This is a genomic window from Halorientalis sp., from assembly GCF_028275115.1.
Classification (GTDB): domain Archaea; phylum Halobacteriota; class Halobacteria; order Halobacteriales; family Haloarculaceae; genus Halorientalis.
This window is the reverse complement of the sequence record NZ_JAQCNH010000020.1, coordinates 16,469-33,279: the sequence shown is the minus strand read 5'-3', so window position 1 is coordinate 33,279 and position 16,811 is coordinate 16,469. Positions and strand designations below refer to the sequence as shown.

The window sequence follows — 16,811 nt, the reverse complement described above, 5'->3', positions numbered from 1 at the left end:
ACTGAAGTTCGTTCGGGACCGGTTCACTCCTCGACGCGTTCGCGGGCGGCGGCCACCAACAGTGGGAGTGTGATAGTCGCGTCGGCGTAGACGGAGACGTTGCGGGCTGCCGTCTCCAGTTTCCCCCACGAGCGGGCTTCGTCCAGCGTCGCACCCGAGAGGCCGCCGGTCTGTGGCGGGTCCATCGTCAACTGGACCGCCAAGTCGTAGGCGCCGGGCGCGACGAGCATCGTCTGGAGGACGTAGTTCTTCGGGACGCCGCCGCCGACGACCAGCGCGCCCGTCCGGTCGGCGTCGAACGCCTGGTCGGTGAGGGTGTCCATGTCCGCCAGCGCGTCGAGCGAGAAGTCCGCGGTCTGGTTGTACATCCAGGCCTGCAGGCCTAGCACGGAGTCCTGCACCGCCGGACAGTAGATTGGCACGTCGGACTCGAAGGCGGCCGCGGCGATGCCGGAACCTTCGTCAACCCCCTCCTCGTCGTTGACTGCGGCGTTTGCCTCACCCAGTTTCTCGGTCAGCCGCTGGATGCTCACGGTTCCCTCTTCGGCCAGCGCCGGGAACACTGTCTCGCGGAGGTGCGACTCGAACAGCGTGAAGTGTTCCTGCGGGAGGTAGACGTTGTAGATTCGGTCGACACCCTCCTCACGCAACTGTTCGTCGTGGTCGCGCTCCCGTTTCTCGTCTGGAACCGGGCCGTGGTGGTGTTTCCCGCCAATGGCCTCGATGGTGTCGTGCGTGAGGTTCGCGCCGGTAGTCACCAGCGCGTCGACGTGGCCGTCCCGGATCAGATTCGCGACGATACGACGCATCCCGCTGGGGACCATCGCGCCCGCTAGCCCCATCACGACCGTCACGTCCTCCTCGAGCATGTCGGCGTAGATGTCGACGGCCTCGTGCATGTCGGCCGCGCCGACGCCTGCTTCGCCGTACTCTGTGGCGAGTTCGCCGACGGTCGTGCCCGCCTGCGCCTCCGCGTGACCGATCGGGTCGTGCCCGAAGGCCTCGCGTGGTGGCTGTTCGTGACCCGCGCCGTCCTCTCCGGTCCCGTCGTCACTCATTGCCTCTCTGTGGCTGCCCGAGGCGTTTCAACTCCGCGATTGTCGCCTCGGCCTCCGCGTCCCGGACCTTCCAGTTGTTCCGGAACGTGGAGAACCCATCGTCGAAGAGTACTACGCCCTCACCCGTCCGTGCGTCCTTGAGGGTGCAATCGCCGGCGACGTCGCCCATCCCGTCAGTCTCGACAGTAAACACCTCGTTCCCGTCGCCGTTGACGAACGGAAACTCCTCTCTCTGTTCGAACAGCGTCTGCCTCCCACGGAGGACGACGTCTCCGTCGGAGCCTTCGGCGTGGTACGTCTCTTTGGTCGGTGACTGCACGACCGTGTACCCGTCCTCGGGGAAATCGACACGTTGATACCGGCTGTGTCGGCTGCTGCCACCGTGAGTTACACCTCGGCCACCCCTGGATAACGCTCCAGAGCGTTTCGCGAAGAGAAACACGACGCCGGTATTTGTATCCGGAGAACGCCGACGGTCGAATGCATGTCAAAGCGAACATCCGCGACTGATCCGCTGTCAGGTCGTTCGGCTCGAGACGACTGTGTCGGGGCATCGTCGGTACGACCGACTCGATATCTTCCGCTGTCGCTTGTGCCCACAGCGGAATCGCTCCCGTGCCGCAGGCGTCGTGACGACGGGTCCGCACCTCTTCGCGGTCCGTCCCCACCGGGACACCGGGACGGGGTCGCCTGCCTCCGGGAGCGCGTCGGCGACTCCGTCTCCAGAGACCGGTTTCGTTCGTGACCGCTCGAATCACCTGTTCAGCAGGCGTTCCATCGTACCGACGGAGATTCTCCCGGATTTCGCCGACGCTCGTGGCCTTCTTTCTGCGCGCTGCCCGGATGCAACACGGCCTCCACACCGATAGAGACAGCCGCAGTGGTGCAGATACCGGGCTCGGCACCAGCAGTCCTCTCACCCGACGAGTCAGCGGCGTCGATTGCGACTTTACAGACGGATAACGATATTCGATGACGTGTGTCCCACTCAGGCTTCGACAGTCGACATCCCACCGGGTGTTCGGTACTGCACCTGTACGCTGTATCCGCACCGTTCCGCTACGCCTTTGCCTGGGTCGGAGCGCTCGACATTCACACACACTGCACAGTCGATTCAGTGTCGACAGTACAGAACTGTGGATAGAACGTGCTGGCCGTCTCTTCTGTACGGCCCCGTTGTTTTTATTGGGGAAACGGTGCGTCGAGAGTGCTCGTGCGAGACCGGGGACACGTGTACAGGGGACCTCGGGCGACGTCCCGACTCCGTCCACGACGGTTCCGCCCGGTTATACGACCCTCGAACCCGACTCACAGCCCCGTCGGGTGGTCTATGAACGTCGTCTTCAGCCCCCAGGAGTCGGCGAGGGCCGCCAGACTTCGAACGCCGAACGTCTCCGTGGCGTAGTGCCCGCCCAGCATCACGGTAATCCCGGCCTCGCGGGCCTCGTGGTAGACGTGCTGCTTGCCTTCGCCGGTAATCAGGGCGTCCGCGCCAACCGTCGCGGCCTCGTCGAGCCAGTCGACGCCGCTGCCGGTGACGATGGCCACGTCCTCGATCCTTTCGGGGCCGAAATCCAGCACCTGCACGCTCTGCCCGCCGTGATCGAGCTCCGCGCTGAGCAGATCCTGCAGTTCGTCGACGACGAACGGGTCGGCCGCACTCCCACGTTGGCCCACGTACTCCGGCCCCATCTCGCCGAACGGCTCCCGATCCACCAGGTCCAGCAGGTCGGCCACGCCCGCGGCGTTACCCAGTTCTTGATGACCGTCCAGCGGCAGGTGGGAGACGTACAGCGGCAGGTCGTGTTCGTAGTGGGGTTCGAGACGGTCGTACAGGTCACCCGTCACGCGCTCGACGCTCCCGAAGACGTAGCCGTGGTGAGTCACCAGTACATCAGCGCCTGCCTCGACGGCCGCCTCGGCGGTCGCCGCCGCGGCGTCGACGGCGACGGCCACGTGCTCGATCTCCCCTCCGTCGGGTCCCACCTGAACTCCGTTCGGACTGGCGTCGAGGTCGGCGTAGGCGTCGGTCCGCAACTCCTCGTCCAGTCGCGCACAAAACTCTGAGCAGTCCATGACTCTTTTTCTCGCCCCCGGGTGGTAGTGGTTACGTCACGCCCGTCGGTCCACTCACTCCTCGGGCCTGACGAGTTTCCCCGCTCGCTCATCGACGTAATCCTCGCTGACCAGCGTGTCGATCACGTCTTCACAGTCCTGTGTTGGAATTTCGTACGCGTTCGAGGCGACCACCTCGATCTCCTCGCGCTCGACCGGGAACTCCCGGTTCTGAAGCAGTTTGATAACCTTCTGGGCCGCTGGCGTCGAGAGGACTGACGGCTTCTCCGACCCGCCCTCCGCCGCCTCCGTTTCGCCGCCCCCTGTGCGGTCGTCCTCGTCGACTCCGTCGGGCTCGAATCCGTTGTTAGCAGCTGTCCCGGAAGCCTCGCTGCCTGTCACTGCGTCGTCCGCCCCGGCGTCGAACTCGGCGTTCGAGGACCCGTCGCTGTCCGTGGAGTCGGTCGGTTCGCTGTCTGTCTCCGGTTTGCCGGTCGCCGTAACGGGACCGTCGTCCTCGCCGTCAGCACCGCCCGCGCTCCCGTCCGCGTCCGCCTGGTCCGTTTCCTCGACGGCTGTCGCTTCCCCGGTCGGTTCGACGGCGTAAGCGGCGTCTTGCCTGTCGTCTGCCTCGTCGTCGGCCCCTATACCGGCTGTGGGGTCCTCGTGGTCGGCTTCGAGCGGCGACGGATCGGGTCCGGCGGCGAGGGGTGTCGTGGTCTCGGCACCGTCGGCGGCCGAAAGCGCGACGTCCAGCACCTTCGAGAGCTTCCGGCGACAGACCGGGCAAAGGTCGACCGTCGGTCGGTCGTCGGTCCCGGCGTCGTCCGAAACGACCGGGTAGGGGTCGATCTGTGCGTCGAGTGCTGTCCCACAGAAGTAACACGACGCGAACTGTGACATACTGGGAATTCACTCACGCCACCGTCTAAAAGCTACGTGTCGGGCCGTCGCCGGTCACTCGCCCGCGGCGTGGGCGAAGACGAACGCCCGCAACAACTTCGCCGCGAGCGTCGCTGCCTGCCCGTCGTCACGGTCGTTGACTTCTACCACGTCGAACGCCGCGGCGTGGGGTGCGACCGCCCGCACGGTGTCGTGCATCTCTCCGGGGTCGAGTCCGAACGGTTCGAGGGTGCCGGTCCCGGGTGCGAAACCGGGGTCGGCCGCGTCGATGTCGACGCTCAGGTACGTTCGCCCGTCCCGGACGGCCGCCGACGGTTCCCAGTCGGGAACCTCGGCGGGCGGAACGACCGTCACGTCGCCCTCGGCGGCGCGGTCCCACTCGCGCTCGCTCCCGGTGCGTGCGCCCAGCACGATGGCCTCGTCGGCCACCGACAGGGCGTGGTGGGTGACGGTCGCGTGACTCAGCGGATTGCTCGCATACGACTCCCGGAGGTCGAGATGTGCGTCGAGACAGACGAACACGTCGGGGCCGACGGCCCGAACGCCCGCAACGGAGACGGTGTGTTCGCCGCCGATGGTCAGCGGCACCCCGCCACCCTCGCGTACGTCTTCGAGTGTGCCGCGGAGAAAGTCGACGTACTCGCTTGTATCGTCCGTTGGCCCGATGTCGCCGTGGTCGCCGACTGCGAGGTTCGTGAACTGCTGTTCCGTGTGGTGGTCGTAATCGTCGAAGGATTCGGCAAAGTGGCGAACGCGCCGCGGGCCGAACCGGGTGCCGGGTTGGAACGTCGTCGAGGCATCCAGCGGCGCGCCGACGACGACGTATGTGGGGTCCTCGGGAGCGTCGCCGGCCGGGGACTCGCTGGAACTCGTTCCAGCGGCGGTGTCCCGGTGGGCCCGCGCGCCGGGAAACATTAGCTGCGGAGGATCTTGCGCTGTTCCTCGTACTCCAGATACTCGATGTCGTCGTCGGGCGACAGGTCGACGTCCTCCGGCACTTTCATCGTGATCGTGTCGTAGGTGTCCAGGTCCATGACCTGTGCCACGTCGTCGCTCTCGACGTTGACGACCTGGCCCTGTTTGCGCTCGATGATCGGGACCCAAATCTTCGCGTCCACGGGCTGTGAAAGATTTCGCTTCTTGCCGTCGAAGACACCTTTCCCCTCGACACGGGCTTTCGCACTGCCGTGCTTGCCCGGCTTGGCGGTGCTGTAGGAGTCGATCTCACAGGGCGTGTCGTCCATCATGACGTAACTTCCCTCGTCGAGTTCGCGAACCTCGGTCTGCTGTCTCGCCATGTCCCGCGATATTCAGTGTACGAGTATAAACGGTTTGGAAGTGACTCGTTCCCGTCGAATTCTCACCGCAGCACGACGCCCTCGAACGATCCCGACAGCACTGTCTCCCCGTCGACAGCGCACTCGATGTCGGCCCGCGCCTCGTCACGGTCCCTGCCCTCTGTCACCCCGGTGAACGTCACCGCACAGTGGACCTGCTGCCCGGTGTAGACCGGTCGCCGGAGCGAAAACGCCATTCGACTCGCCAGCACCCCGGGGTCACCGCCGACCTTCGCCGGCAGGGTCGCCGTCAGGAGGCCGTGAATCATCAGTCGACCGTCCGCGCCGGGGTCGAGGTGACGGTCCTGCCGGTCGTTCGAGAGGTCTGCGAACTCGCGAACGTCGGACTCGGAGACGGTGCGTTCGACGGTGTGTGTTCTGCCGTCGGTGGCTGGTGGCATACCCCCGCTCCCGGGCGCGTCGTCCGAGCTTTTTCGCCGGTCAGGTTCCCCCGTCTCGATCGCCGGTCGTTACGTCGATCTCGGTCCCGGTGTCGCTGGCGGCGCCGTCGTCCTCGACGGCGACGGAACTCGCGTCCGAACGGTCGGAGCGTCCCTCACCGCCGCCCTCCTCCGCGTCCGACCCGAACCCGGCACCGAGGTCGATCTCGCCGACGGCCGAGCCCTCGTCGCCCAACTCCTCGTCCCGCTCGCGCATACTCTGACGGGTGAACTGGGGCTCGGCGCGGATACCGCTCTTGCTGCGGAACGACCAGTACAGCAGGCCCGCCAGCAGCACCGTTCCGCCGCCGGCCACGCCGGCGGCTTCGACGGTACTGAACGCATATAGGACCGCGGTCGAGACGATGCCGGCCGACAGGGCCATGCCGTAGACCAATCGTTTGGCCAGCGTCGCCAACAGCCCGTCCGAGTCCTCGATATCGGCGTTGACGCGGAGGTCGTCGCGCTCAATGCGGTCGAGCGTTCGCTCCAGTTTCGGCGGCGTCCGGAGTACCGACTGGGCCGCCTGCTGAACCTCGTTGGCCCGGTCTTCCACGAATTGGCGGACGCCCGCCTCCACGTAGCCCTGGTCGCCCAGATAGTCGGTCGCCACCGAGATGAAGTCGAAGTCGGGGTCGAGCGTGACACAGACGCCCTCGACGACGGTGGCCACCCGGAGGACCAGCGCGAGGTTCGCGGGCAGTCGCAGGGGGAACTCGTAGATGGTGTCCTCGACCTGCTGGACGATCTGCTGGACGCGGTACTGCTCGATGTCCTCACCACGGGCGTCGGCGATGGCGAGTTCCATCACGTCACCCATCACCTCGCGGTCGGCCTCCGGACTGAGCGTCCCCATCTCGATGAGGGTGTCGAGAATCGCGTCGGTGTCCTGCTCGGCGACGGCCATGTAGAAGTCGATGATCTTGTCCTGAATGAACGCGTCGACGTACCCCGACATGCCGAAGTCGTAGAAGACGAGGGTACCGTCGGCCTGCACGGCCAGGTTTCCGGGGTGGGGGTCGGCGTGGAACACGCCGTCGTCGACGATCATCTGGAGATACACTCGCTGGAGCGTCTCGGCGATCTGGGTTCGGTCGACGCCGAGGCCGTCCAGCGCCTGAATGTTCGAGATCTTCGTCCCCTCGACGTACTCCATCGTGAGGATTCGTCCTGTGGACCGTGACGCGTCTACGTCGGGGATACGGACCCGCTGGTCGGCGGCGAAGTTTCCGCTTATTTCCTCGAGCATCCGTCGCTCGCGGTCGTAGTCCATCTCCTGACGGATCGTCCTGGCGAACTCGTCGGCCAGCGTCTCCAGCGAGAACGACCGCGCCGAGTCCACGAAGCGCATGATCAGCGGCAGGGACCACCGGATTACCCGGAGGTCGGCCTCGACCAGCGTCTCGATGCCGGGGCGGCGGATCTTCACCGCGACCGGGCCGTTCTCGGTCTCGGCGTAGTACACCTGGCCGAGACTCGCGCCACTGATCGAGTCGGTGTCGAAGCTATCGAAGTTCTCCTCGACCGGCCCCAACTCCGCCTCGAGGACCTGCTCGGCCTCGGCCCAGGGTGCCGGGGGCACTTCGTCCTGGAGTTTCGTGAACTCGTCGATGTACTCGGGGGGTAGGACGTCAGGCCGGGTCGAGAGCAACTGCCCGAGTTTGATGAAGGTCGGGCCGAGGGTCAAAAGCGAGTCAAGAAGCGTCGCGGCCCGACTGCGGCGCTGCTCGGCCGAAACCTGCCGGGACTTGCCGAACAGCAGGAATCGGTTCCGGTCGCGGGCGTAGGCGAGCAGTAGCGGCAGAAACTGGCGTGCGACGGTGAGGAACCGTCGATACGCGCGGAGGTTCACCGAGGGGCCACCTCGGCGTCAGGTGTCCGCGTCCGCGATGGGAATTGACGTGTCCGGCTTGGCGCCCGCCTTCGGCAGGCGGAGTTCGAGGACGCCCCGGTCGACGGTTCCTTCGGCGTCCGTACCAGTCGCGTCCGGCGGCAGTGGGAGGTCGGCATCCAGAAAGAGTGCGCGGTCTTCCTCGACGTACCGGAACTCAGTGGGGAGGTCCTTCTCGCGCCGCGCCTCGATCTCCAGCCGGCTCGCGGCCACCCGCACGTCGACCGTCTCGGCCGTCGCTCCCGGCAGGTCGACCACCAGGAGGTAGGCGTCGTCGCTCTCCAGCAGGTCTGCAAACACCGTCTCGGGTAGGTCCCGCAACGCATCGCGCAACGCTGACATGCTCTCGGCTAGAAGCCGGTAGGCGAAAAAGGCCGCGGTCCCGTGCTGTGTCCGCGCCTCAACCCTGTCCGCCCGACGCTTTTTGCCCGCCCCGTCCCAACACAGCAGTATGACTGACCCACGCGAGTCGGGATTCAAAGACGTGACGCCGCTCACTGCGGCCCGCGAGCGACTGCGGGAGGCGGTTCGGCCGCACGACCGGACCGAGGCCGTCCCGCTGTCGACGGCCGCGGGCCGGACCGTCGCCGAACCGGTCGCCGCCCGTCGCGCCGTCCCCCACTACGACCGGGCGGCCATGGACGGCTTCGCCGTCCAGGCCGAGGACACCTTCGGTGCCGGCGACCGTTCACCGGCGGTCCTGCGGGCGGGCGGCCACGCCGAGAACGGCGACGACGTCGGTCCAGGCGAGGCCATCCGCGTCCACACCGGCAGCGAACTCCCGCCGGGTGCCGACGCCGTCGTGATGGTCGAACAGACGGATACGGTCGCCGAGGACGTCGAAATCTTCGACGCCGTCGCCGAGGGGGAAAACGTCGCCCCCGCCGGCGAGGACGTGGCAAACGGTCGCCCGCTTTTCGAACCGGGACACCAGTTGCGCCCCTCTGATATTGGCCTGCTCAAATCGACCGGTGTCACCGAAATCGAGTGCTACCAGCCGCCGACCGTCGGCGTGGTTCCAACCGGTGAGGAACTCGTCCAGACCGACCCCGACCCGGGAGAGATTATCGAGACTAACGGGCTGACTGTCGCCCAGTACGTCGAACGGTGGGGCGGTGTCCCGGAGTACCGCAACGTCGTCACCGACGACGAACACGCGCTCCGGGCGGCGATTCAACGGGACCTCACGAAGGACGTGATCGTCACCACCGGCGGCTCCTCAGTCGGCGAGCGTGACCTCCTACCCTCGGTCGTGGACGACCTCGGCGAGGTACTGGTCCACGGCGTCGCAGTCAAACCCGGCCACCCAGCCGGCCTCGGCGTGGTCGAGGACACGCCCGTCATCATGCTCCCCGGCTACCCCGTGGCGTGCATCGTCAACGCGGTCCAGTTCCTCCGGCCCGCGACGAAGTGGGCCGGTAACATGCCGCGCTCACCGCTCCCCGAGACCGAGGCCGTCCTCGACCGGAAGATCGCGAGCGAACCCGGCGTCAGGACGTTCGCCCGGGTCGAGCTCGACCGCAACGGCCCCGATGGCGACGAGTCTGCGGCCCCGCCGACCGCCACGCCCACCAGAGCCAGTGGCGCAGGCGTCCTCTCCTCGGTCGCACTGGCCGACGGCTGGGTCGTCGTGCCCGAGGAACGCGAGGGGATTCCCGCGGACGAACGCGTCGCGGTGCAGGACTGGGAGCGATACCCGTGAGCTGGCCGTCGCCCTCGCCTCTCGGCGCGTCTCCAGCGACCCGTCTCGTCGTCTCCGTTCGCGGCTTCCGGACGGGCACTAGCTTCATTGTTGGCCCGGACCGAACCACCGTATGAGCGATCGTAAGGAGTTCCGCGACCTCGCCCCGCCGGAAGCGGCCCACGACGCTATCGCCTCGCTGGACCTCGGTGGCGGCACCGAAATCGTCCCGCTCCGTGAGGCGCGGGGCCGCGTCCTCGCCGAACGGATCGATGCCGAACTGGACGTTCCGGGGTTCGACCGCGCGTCGATGGACGGCTACGCGGTCCGAGCCCGCGACACCTTCGGCGCCGACGAAGCCGATCCGGCCAGTCTCGGTCTCGTCGGGGCCGTCCACGCCGGCGAGGAACCGGCGGTGACCGTCGAGGGGGGCACTGCCGCCGAAATCTCGACGGGTGCGGTGATGCCGCCGGGCGCGGACGCAGTCGTGATGGTAGAGAAAACCGACGAAGCTGACAGTGGCGGCGATGTCCTCGTCCGCACGTCGCTCGCGCCCGGAGACAACGTGATGCTCGCGGGCGCGGACGTCGCTGCCGGGGAGCGCACCCTCGGACCCGGCACAGAACTCACGCCCCGCGAGATCGGTCTGTTGTCGGCACTGGGCGTCGAGACGGTGCCCGTCCGCGCCAGCCCACGTGTCGGAATCATCTCGACGGGCGACGAACTCGTCCGACCGGGCGAGAACCTGCAGTCGACTGCGGGACAGATCTACGACGTGAACAGCTACACCACCGCCACGGCCGTCGAGGAAGCCGGCGGTGAGGCGGTCCTCTATCCGCACGCTGGCGACGACTACGACGAGATGGAGGACCTCCTGACCGAGGCCGCCACGGAGTGTGACCTCGTCCTCTCGTCGGGGTCGACCAGCGCCTCCGCCGTCGACGTGATCTACCGCGTCATCGAGGAGCGGGGCGAACTGCTCCTCCACGGCGTCGCGGTCAAACCCGGCAAACCGATGCTGATCGGCCGACTCGACGGCGGCGACTCCCCGTCGGCGTACGTCGGCCTGCCGGGCTACCCCGTCTCGGCGCTGACCATCTTCCGGACGTTCGTCGCGCCCGCCATCCGCGAGGCCGCAGGGCAACCCGAACCGCGGACGGCCACCGTCGACGGCTCGATGGCCGTCGAAGAGCGCTACGCGGAGGGCCGGCGGCGGTTGATGCCCGTGGGGCTGGTTAGCGCCGGCCTGGAGGGACAGCGAGACGGAGGCGGTGAAACCGCCGGAGTGGACGACGGCGCCGGCGACACGCTCGTCTATCCCGTCGACAAGGGCAGCGGCGCGACGACGAGTCTAGTCGAGGCCGACGGAATCGTCGAAGTCCCCGCCGAGACCGAGTACCTCGCAGCGGGCGAGTCCGTCACCGTCCGGCTGTTCTCGCCCAGCGTACGCCCCCCCTCGCTCTACGCAGTCGGCGAGGACGACCCCGCGCTCTCGCGGGTGCTCGACGACCTCGACCGGCCGCGCTACCTGTCGCTGGGGACCCGAGAGGGACTGCGCCGACTCCGCAATGGCGTCCCCGACGCGGCCGTCGCGGCTGGCGACCCGGAAGTCACCGCCGACCACGAGGCCCTCGGTGGGTGGACCCGCGAGTGGGGCCTGCTCGTCCCCGACGGGAACCCCGACGACGTGACCGGCGTGTCGACCCTCGTAGACCGCGACTGCCGGCTCATCAATCGCGGGACGAACTCCGGGCTCCGGACAGCACTGGACGACGCCGTCGCCGCGCTGGCCGACGAACGGGGGGTGGCCCGCCGGGAACTGACCGACGCCATCGACGGCTACGAACTCACGGTAAAAGCCCACGAGAGTCCCGCCCGGAAGGTACTGGCCGGTGACGCCGACGCGGGGCTGGGCCTGCGAGCCACCGCGAGGAAACTCGAACTCGGGTTCGTGCCGCTTGGCGAGCAGGACGTGCGGGTCCTGGCCAATCCCGACCGGACAGGGAAAGCGGGCGTCGAGGCACTCGCGGCGGCCGTCGAGAACGTCGAGGGAGTGCTGGCCGACCTGCCGGGGTACGAGCCGGCGTAACTCTCAGTCCCCGTCGACGGGGTCCTCACGGAGTTCGCTGAAGCTTTCGACCCGGTGGTCGCCGAGGACGCACTGACCCCGCCGGTCGGGACTGTGGCGCTCGACGTGGATGCCGTCGAGGCCGGCGTTCCACGCTGCGCCGATGTCGTGGGGGCCGTCGCCCGCCAACACGCCCGCCCGCCGCGGGTCGGCGGTTCCGCTCCCGTCGTGTGCGACCCCCATCTCACCCATCGCCTTCTCGACGGGCGCGGGGTCGGGCTTCCAGCCGATGTCCTCGGTACAGCAGACCACCGTGTCGAACCAGTCGCGAATGTCAAGCCGGTCGAGGACGGGGTCGGTGAGGTACTGCTGGCAGTGCGTGACGAGGCCGACGGGGGTGTCCAGTTCCGCGACGAAGTCGGCATCGTCGTAGAGGTAGGTGCGTTCGGCGCGGGCCTGTGGGTCCTCCACGTCGTGGAACGTCTCCCAGAACCGCTCCACGTCGACGCCCCACTCCGCCAGCCGTTCGTTGCGAGACCCGCCGAGGCCGTGCCAGATGGTCTTTGTCTGTCGCTCTGTGAACCTGTAGTCGAGACGGTTCCCGACCTCCTCGAACACGCCACTGACGTAGTCGGGTTGGACATCCACCAGCGTGCCGTCGAGGTCGAGCACCCAGAAGTCGTACTTGGAGACCATCGGAATCAGGAGTGCGAGAGTACGTGGTTGCGTAACAAGTGCCTTCTGCCCGTTTCGGGGGCCCGTCTCGCCGGACGAAGCGACAACGTGGTCGTCGTGGTCGATGTCGGCGACCGGCTTCGGGTAGCCCCAGATGTCGACGCCCAGCGCCGCCGCGAGTTCGGTCGTCACCGGCAGGTACCAAACGTATCCGGACGTGCCGTGAGCGGCCAGCGACGCGACGGGCCGGGACCGCGCCCCCGCCTGCACCGCCGGAAATACAACGCTGAACTCGTCGTGGGACTCTATTGCTTCGTCACCGATCCGGTGATACTCGACCGCGAGGAACGTCACCCCCGCTCGTCGTTGCGTGGCCCGAATCTGCTCTACTCCCCTCGAGAGCAGGTCCCCGACGGCCTCGCGGTTTGCCGGAAAAACCGCCCGATATACGACGGTGTCCGTCGACAGCGGCAGGGCTACCGTCTCCCCGGTCGACGGCGTGATTGGCTCTCGGACTGTGCCCCCTGACCGCGGTGTCGTCCACAGAGACTCCGTTGATACGACCGTCCGAGAAAGCGTCGTCGCCGGTCCGCACCGACTCTCGGGGTCGAAACCAGCCGACCCGCCGAAATCCACATTCCGGTGCCGGCCGAATTAGTACCTGGATGTTCGACTCCCTGGCGACCCGGCTCGGACGGACGACCCCTCGGGCGGTGATAGCGTGAGTACGCGTGGCCAGCGGCTCTACGACTGGTGGAGCGGCCACAGCGGTGCACAGCGGTTCCTCTACGGACTGGCCTTCTTCGGTCGCGAGGGGACCTTCCGCCGGCGCGGCGTTGAGGCGCTCGCGCTCGAACCGGGCGAGCGTGTGCTCGAACTCGGCTGTGGTCCAGGGACGAACTTCGATGCTCTCCGCGAGCGCGTCGGGCCCGAAGGAACGGTCGTCGGGCTCGATTACAGCGCCGGCATGGCCGCCAGTGCCCGCGAGACCGTCCGCGACGCGGGCTGGGAGAACGTCCACGTCGTCCACGCCGACGCCGCGACCCTCCCCGTCTCCGAGCCGTTCGACGGCGTTTACGCCGCGATGTCGCTCAGTGCGATGCCGGACCCCGTGGCCGTCTTCGACGCCACTCGGTCGGTCCTCGTTCCCGACGGTCGCGTCGCCGTGCTGGACGCTCGCCCTTTCCAGTCGCTGCCCTGGCGTGTGCTCAACCCGCTGATCGTTCCCTTGTTTCGGGCGAGTACGAACTGGGTCTCCGAGACCGACGTGACCGCCGCACTGGACGCGGCGTTCCCCACCGCGTCGGTCGACGGTTACTACGGCGGGAGTATCGTCGTCGCAACGGGCCGACTGGACGGGTGAGCCGCCCGTCACTCCGCGGTCGCGACCAGCGAGACGTAGCTTATCCGACCGTTCTCGACGGCTGCCTCCAGCGCCTCGATGCCCGCCAGGAGTCGGTCACCCCGCGCGCCAAACAGGCCGAGTAGCCCCTCGTAGTCGACCGCATCGTCGACCCGGTCGCGCATGGCGAGCAGGTCCTCACGGTGGTCGCGAACCTCGCCGACGGCGAAGCCCGCCGCGTCGATCCGCTCCAGAAGCGCCCCTCGCTCGCGCTCACCGGTGAGGCAGAGCGCCCTCGTAACGGGGTCGGGGAGGTCCGGTACGTCACCGTCGACGACGACGTCCGAAACTGCCAGCCGACCGCTCGGGCCGAGAATACGCCGACTCTCCGCCAGCGTCGCGTCCACGTCGTCAGACAGGCAGAGAACGCACTCGGAGAGAACCACGTCCACGCTGTCGGGTCGCACCGGAAGTGTCGTCAGGTCGCCCTGGACCGCGCCGCTCCCGCTGGGGTCACGGTCCAGCCCGACCGCCCGCGCGCCGCGGTTCCGGGCCAGGCCGAGGGCGTTGCCGGCCCCACAGCCCGCGTCCAGTACCCTCGTCTCATCGCCCACCTCGGCCCGGTCGAGCAGCCGCCGGGTCGCATTGTTCCCGCCGGGGTGAAGCGGGTCCCCCAGCACGCGCCGGAGCGCCCCCCAGGGGTTCGCCAACGCGGCGTCCAGTGGATTCTGCACGGTTAGTCCCCCTCCTCCTGGACTGGCTCTCCCTCACACCCATCTGTGGCCGGCGGGTCGTCCACGTCGAGGGCCGCGAGTTCTGGGGCGTCGACGGCGGGACGGCCGCCCCAGTCGTTACGATTGCGGAGCGCGTAGTCGCCGTCCTCGGTCGTCATGTTGTAGCCACAGAACGGCACGAGTTCGCCGTCGGGCGTCGGGACGGAGATACAGCAGTTGTCCAATCGCTCCACGTCGGCCGCATCCGCGTCCATGAACCCCGTGATCGAGATCGGGAGTACCTGATCGAGCAGGTCCGCCGCACCCGCCGGGAGTTCCATCCCGCCACAGCAACCGGCCGCCGTGCAGGCCCGTTCTTTCCCTGCTGTCGTGTTCGCCAGTAACTCCATCCAGTCGCCCTCGTCGACCAGTCCAGACAGCGAGTCGAACGTCTCGTCGTCGATAAACTGCGTCAGCGCCGTCCCGCCCCCGTCGCCGTCGGGCCGTATCGCGGTCGCTAGTTGACAGTACGACGAACAGCAGGGAATCGGCAGGAGGTCCCGCGGACTGAGCGCCTCGACCTGTGCCGCGAGTCGACGGGCCACCTCGTCGAGCGGAAAGCGTCCCTCGCTCTCGGCGTAGCGGCCGAAGTGGGCCACCGGCTGGAAGTTGATCGACTGCACTACGTCGGCGTTGTGCAACCCGAACCGCACGATATCTCCCATCTCGTCGTCGTTGGTGCCCGGAACGACCGTCGGGACGAGAACGACTGGCAGGTCGGCCTCCCGGCACGCCTCGACCGCGTCGCGTTTCTCCGCCGCGATGTCGACCTCCCGGATCGCCTCGTAGGTTTCGGCGGTCAGGCCGTCGAACTGGAGATAGATCGCGGTGACGCCCGCCTCGGCCAACCGGTCGGCGTAGCCGTCGACCGTCGCCAGTTTCAGGCCGTTCGTGTTGACCTGTACGTGCTCGAAGTCCATCTCTCGGGCACGCTCGACGAGGTCGGGCAGGTCCTCCCGAACCGTCGGCTCACCGCCCGAAAACTGGATCGGACGGGCTCCGCCCTCAGATTTGACCGTGTCCAGCAGGTCGACGATCTCCTCGGTCGGGCGGTGGTTCCCGCCCGGTCCGGAACTCGCGAAGCAGTACGAGCACGAGAGGTTGCAGTCGGAGGTGACCTCGACGACCGCGAGACAGGCGTGTTCGTTCTCGACGGTCAGGTCGATGTCGTCTTCGTCGGTCGCGAACTCGGGGCCGAAGTCGCCAGCCCACTCCCAGTGGTCGCGCGAGCCCCAGACCTGCCGGCTGGTCGTCCCGTGGTCCGGACACGTCCGCGTCAGATGCACCCCGTCTCCGCGGTCCTCGTAGGTTCCCGGCACTCGTTCGAGACACGTCGGACAGAGACTCGTCGTCTCCGCCAGCGCCGTCGGCTTGTTTGCCATGGGTTCCCTAGTGAGGAAAATATATTAATTGTATGGGCGCTGTGTACGACGACCACAAAGCCGAGGACCGGCGTGTGCGCGACCGGTGCCGGACCGCACAACGTTTTTTCACCCGTGAATCCTACGTCTGAGTATGAGTGACAGGGCGACCCCGGTAGGTGACGAGACGGTCCGACAGGGGGAGATATCGAACCTCACCCCGACCGCCTGCGCCCGACGACTCCTCACTGCTGTCCGGACCGACGAGTCCCCCGACCCGTACCTGGCCCGTCTGGCCGAGTACGACGCGGCGGCACTCGAACCGCTCCGCGCCGACCCCGGCCTCGCACTCGCGTTCTGGTCGAACTGCTACAACGCGGGCACGCAACTCCTCCTCTCGCGCCGCCCCGAACTGTACGAGAGTTCGTTGCGCTTCCTCCGCTTTTTCCGTGCGACCGCCGTCACCGTCGCCGGGACGGACCTAAGCCTGGACGCCATCGAACACGGCCTGTTGCGCGGGGCACGCACGAAGTACGGCCTGGGCTACCTGCCACGAGTGCTGGCTGGACGCTTCGAGCGCCGCTACCGCCTCTCTGACCCCGACCCGCGGGTCCACTTCGCGCTGAACTGTGGGGCGGCCAGTTGCCCCGCGATCCGCGCCTACGAGGCCGACCGCATCGATGACCAACTCGACCTCGCAACCCAGGTGTACCTCGACGCCTCGGTCGACTATGACTCCGATGCTGACGTGGTAACCGTCCCGAAACTGTTCCTGTGGTACCGCGGCGACTTCGGCGGCGGCTCGGGCATCCGCGACCTGCTCCGGACGTACGACGCCATCCCTGCCGACGCGAACCCGCGTCTGCGTCACCGTGACTGGGACTGGTCGCGCGCCGCCGGGAAGTTCGTCGACTGAGACTCGCGGTCGCTCACCCCACCCGGCGCTCGACGCTCCCCGTTCGCCCGGCCGAATTCCCTACTCCTCGTCCACACCGACGTCGACGCCCACGTCCACGTCGCTCAGACCGTCCGTGAACCCACCGAGAGCCCCGCCGCTGTCCTCGTTTTCCGCCTCGACGGCGTCGACCCAAGCCACGAGCGCCGCCTGTACCGCCTCGGGCCGCCCATCGTAGCCGCCGGCCGCGCCCGCCTCGTCGACCGCCGCCAGCAACGCAGTCGGAAGCGCTACCTCCACCGCCGTGGTGTCGTCGTACGCACACATATTTG

17 protein-coding genes are annotated in these 16,811 nt (G+C 67.7%); 4 read left to right on the top strand and 13 right to left on the bottom strand.

Going from position 1 to position 16,811, the window contains the following annotated elements:
* Positions 1–23 precede the first annotated feature (23 nt).
* From Q0964_RS03010 to Q0964_RS02970, 9 genes are all read right to left on the bottom strand, one after another.
* Complete coding sequence (locus Q0964_RS03010; RefSeq protein ID WP_299263292.1) at positions 24–1,058, bottom strand: deoxyhypusine synthase; 1,035 nt, start codon at positions 1,056–1,058, stop codon at positions 24–26.
* Positions 1,051–1,377 (bottom strand): hypothetical protein, encoded by a 327-nt coding sequence (locus Q0964_RS03005; protein WP_299263291.1) that lies wholly within the window; start codon positions 1,375–1,377, stop codon positions 1,051–1,053. Before Q0964_RS03005 ends, Q0964_RS03010 begins: the two co-directional genes overlap by 8 nt.
* Before the next feature lie 989 nt (positions 1,378–2,366).
* A complete protein-coding gene (locus Q0964_RS03000) occupies positions 2,367–3,134 on the bottom strand; it encodes a Nif3-like dinuclear metal center hexameric protein (protein ID WP_299263290.1) in 768 nt (255 codons plus the stop codon).
* Between the two features lie 54 nt (positions 3,135–3,188).
* Complete coding sequence (locus Q0964_RS02995; RefSeq protein WP_299263288.1) at positions 3,189–4,016, bottom strand: hypothetical protein; 828 nt, start codon at positions 4,014–4,016, stop codon at positions 3,189–3,191.
* A gap of 54 nt (positions 4,017–4,070) precedes the next feature.
* Positions 4,071–4,931: an arginase family protein gene (locus Q0964_RS02990; protein WP_299263286.1), complete on the bottom strand. Its 861-nt coding sequence runs from the start codon at positions 4,929–4,931 to the stop codon at positions 4,071–4,073.
* On the bottom strand, positions 4,931–5,314 hold the full coding sequence (locus tag Q0964_RS02985) for a translation initiation factor IF-5A (RefSeq protein WP_299263284.1): 384 nt from the start codon (positions 5,312–5,314) through the stop codon (positions 4,931–4,933). The genes Q0964_RS02990 and Q0964_RS02985 overlap by 1 nt, the downstream gene beginning before the upstream one ends.
* A 62-nt stretch (positions 5,315–5,376) precedes the next feature.
* Complete coding sequence (locus Q0964_RS02980) at positions 5,377–5,754, bottom strand: hotdog family protein (protein ID WP_299263281.1); 378 nt, start codon at positions 5,752–5,754, stop codon at positions 5,377–5,379.
* Positions 5,755–5,794: 40 nt separating this feature from the next.
* Positions 5,795–7,645, bottom strand: a complete 1,851-nt coding sequence (locus Q0964_RS02975; RefSeq protein WP_299263279.1) for an ABC1 kinase family protein — start codon at positions 7,643–7,645, stop codon at positions 5,795–5,797.
* An 18-nt stretch (positions 7,646–7,663) separates the two neighbouring features.
* A complete protein-coding gene (locus tag Q0964_RS02970) occupies positions 7,664–8,026 on the bottom strand; it encodes an Hsp20/alpha crystallin family protein (protein ID WP_299263277.1) in 363 nt (120 codons plus the stop codon).
* Between the two features lie 109 nt (positions 8,027–8,135).
* Here Q0964_RS02970 and Q0964_RS02965 point away from each other — a divergent pair, with 109 nt between their 5' ends.
* A complete protein-coding gene (locus tag Q0964_RS02965) occupies positions 8,136–9,386 on the top strand; it encodes a molybdopterin molybdotransferase MoeA (protein WP_299263275.1) in 1,251 nt (416 codons plus the stop codon).
* Between the two features lie 112 nt (positions 9,387–9,498).
* Entirely contained in the window at positions 9,499–11,454 is a 1,956-nt protein-coding gene (locus Q0964_RS02960; RefSeq protein ID WP_299263272.1) for a molybdopterin biosynthesis protein, read from the top strand.
* Between the two features lie 3 nt (positions 11,455–11,457).
* Here Q0964_RS02960 and Q0964_RS02955 read toward each other — a convergent pair whose 3' ends face one another.
* A complete protein-coding gene (locus Q0964_RS02955; protein ID WP_299263293.1) occupies positions 11,458–12,129 on the bottom strand; it encodes an HAD family hydrolase in 672 nt (223 codons plus the stop codon).
* A gap of 700 nt (positions 12,130–12,829) precedes the next feature.
* Here Q0964_RS02955 and Q0964_RS02950 point away from each other — a divergent pair.
* Entirely contained in the window at positions 12,830–13,471 is a 642-nt protein-coding gene (locus tag Q0964_RS02950; protein ID WP_299263270.1) for a class I SAM-dependent methyltransferase, read from the top strand.
* A gap of 8 nt (positions 13,472–13,479) precedes the next feature.
* Here Q0964_RS02950 and Q0964_RS02945 read toward each other — a convergent pair whose 3' ends face one another.
* Entirely contained in the window at positions 13,480–14,184 is a 705-nt protein-coding gene (locus Q0964_RS02945; RefSeq protein ID WP_299263268.1) for a class I SAM-dependent methyltransferase, read from the bottom strand.
* Between the two features lie 2 nt (positions 14,185–14,186).
* Positions 14,187–15,605: a radical SAM protein gene (locus Q0964_RS02940; RefSeq protein ID WP_299263266.1), complete on the bottom strand. Its 1,419-nt coding sequence runs from the start codon at positions 15,603–15,605 to the stop codon at positions 14,187–14,189.
* A 133-nt stretch (positions 15,606–15,738) separates the two neighbouring features.
* On the opposite strand from Q0964_RS02940, the gene Q0964_RS02935 reads away from it, so the two are divergent.
* A complete protein-coding gene (locus tag Q0964_RS02935; protein ID WP_299263264.1) occupies positions 15,739–16,500 on the top strand; it encodes a DUF547 domain-containing protein in 762 nt (253 codons plus the stop codon).
* Between the two features lie 60 nt (positions 16,501–16,560).
* Here the strand turns inward: Q0964_RS02935 and Q0964_RS02930 are convergent, their stop codons facing one another.
* A complete protein-coding gene (locus tag Q0964_RS02930) occupies positions 16,561–16,806 on the bottom strand; it encodes a ribbon-helix-helix domain-containing protein (RefSeq protein WP_299263262.1) in 246 nt (81 codons plus the stop codon).
* Between the last annotated feature and the right edge of the window lie 5 nt (positions 16,807–16,811).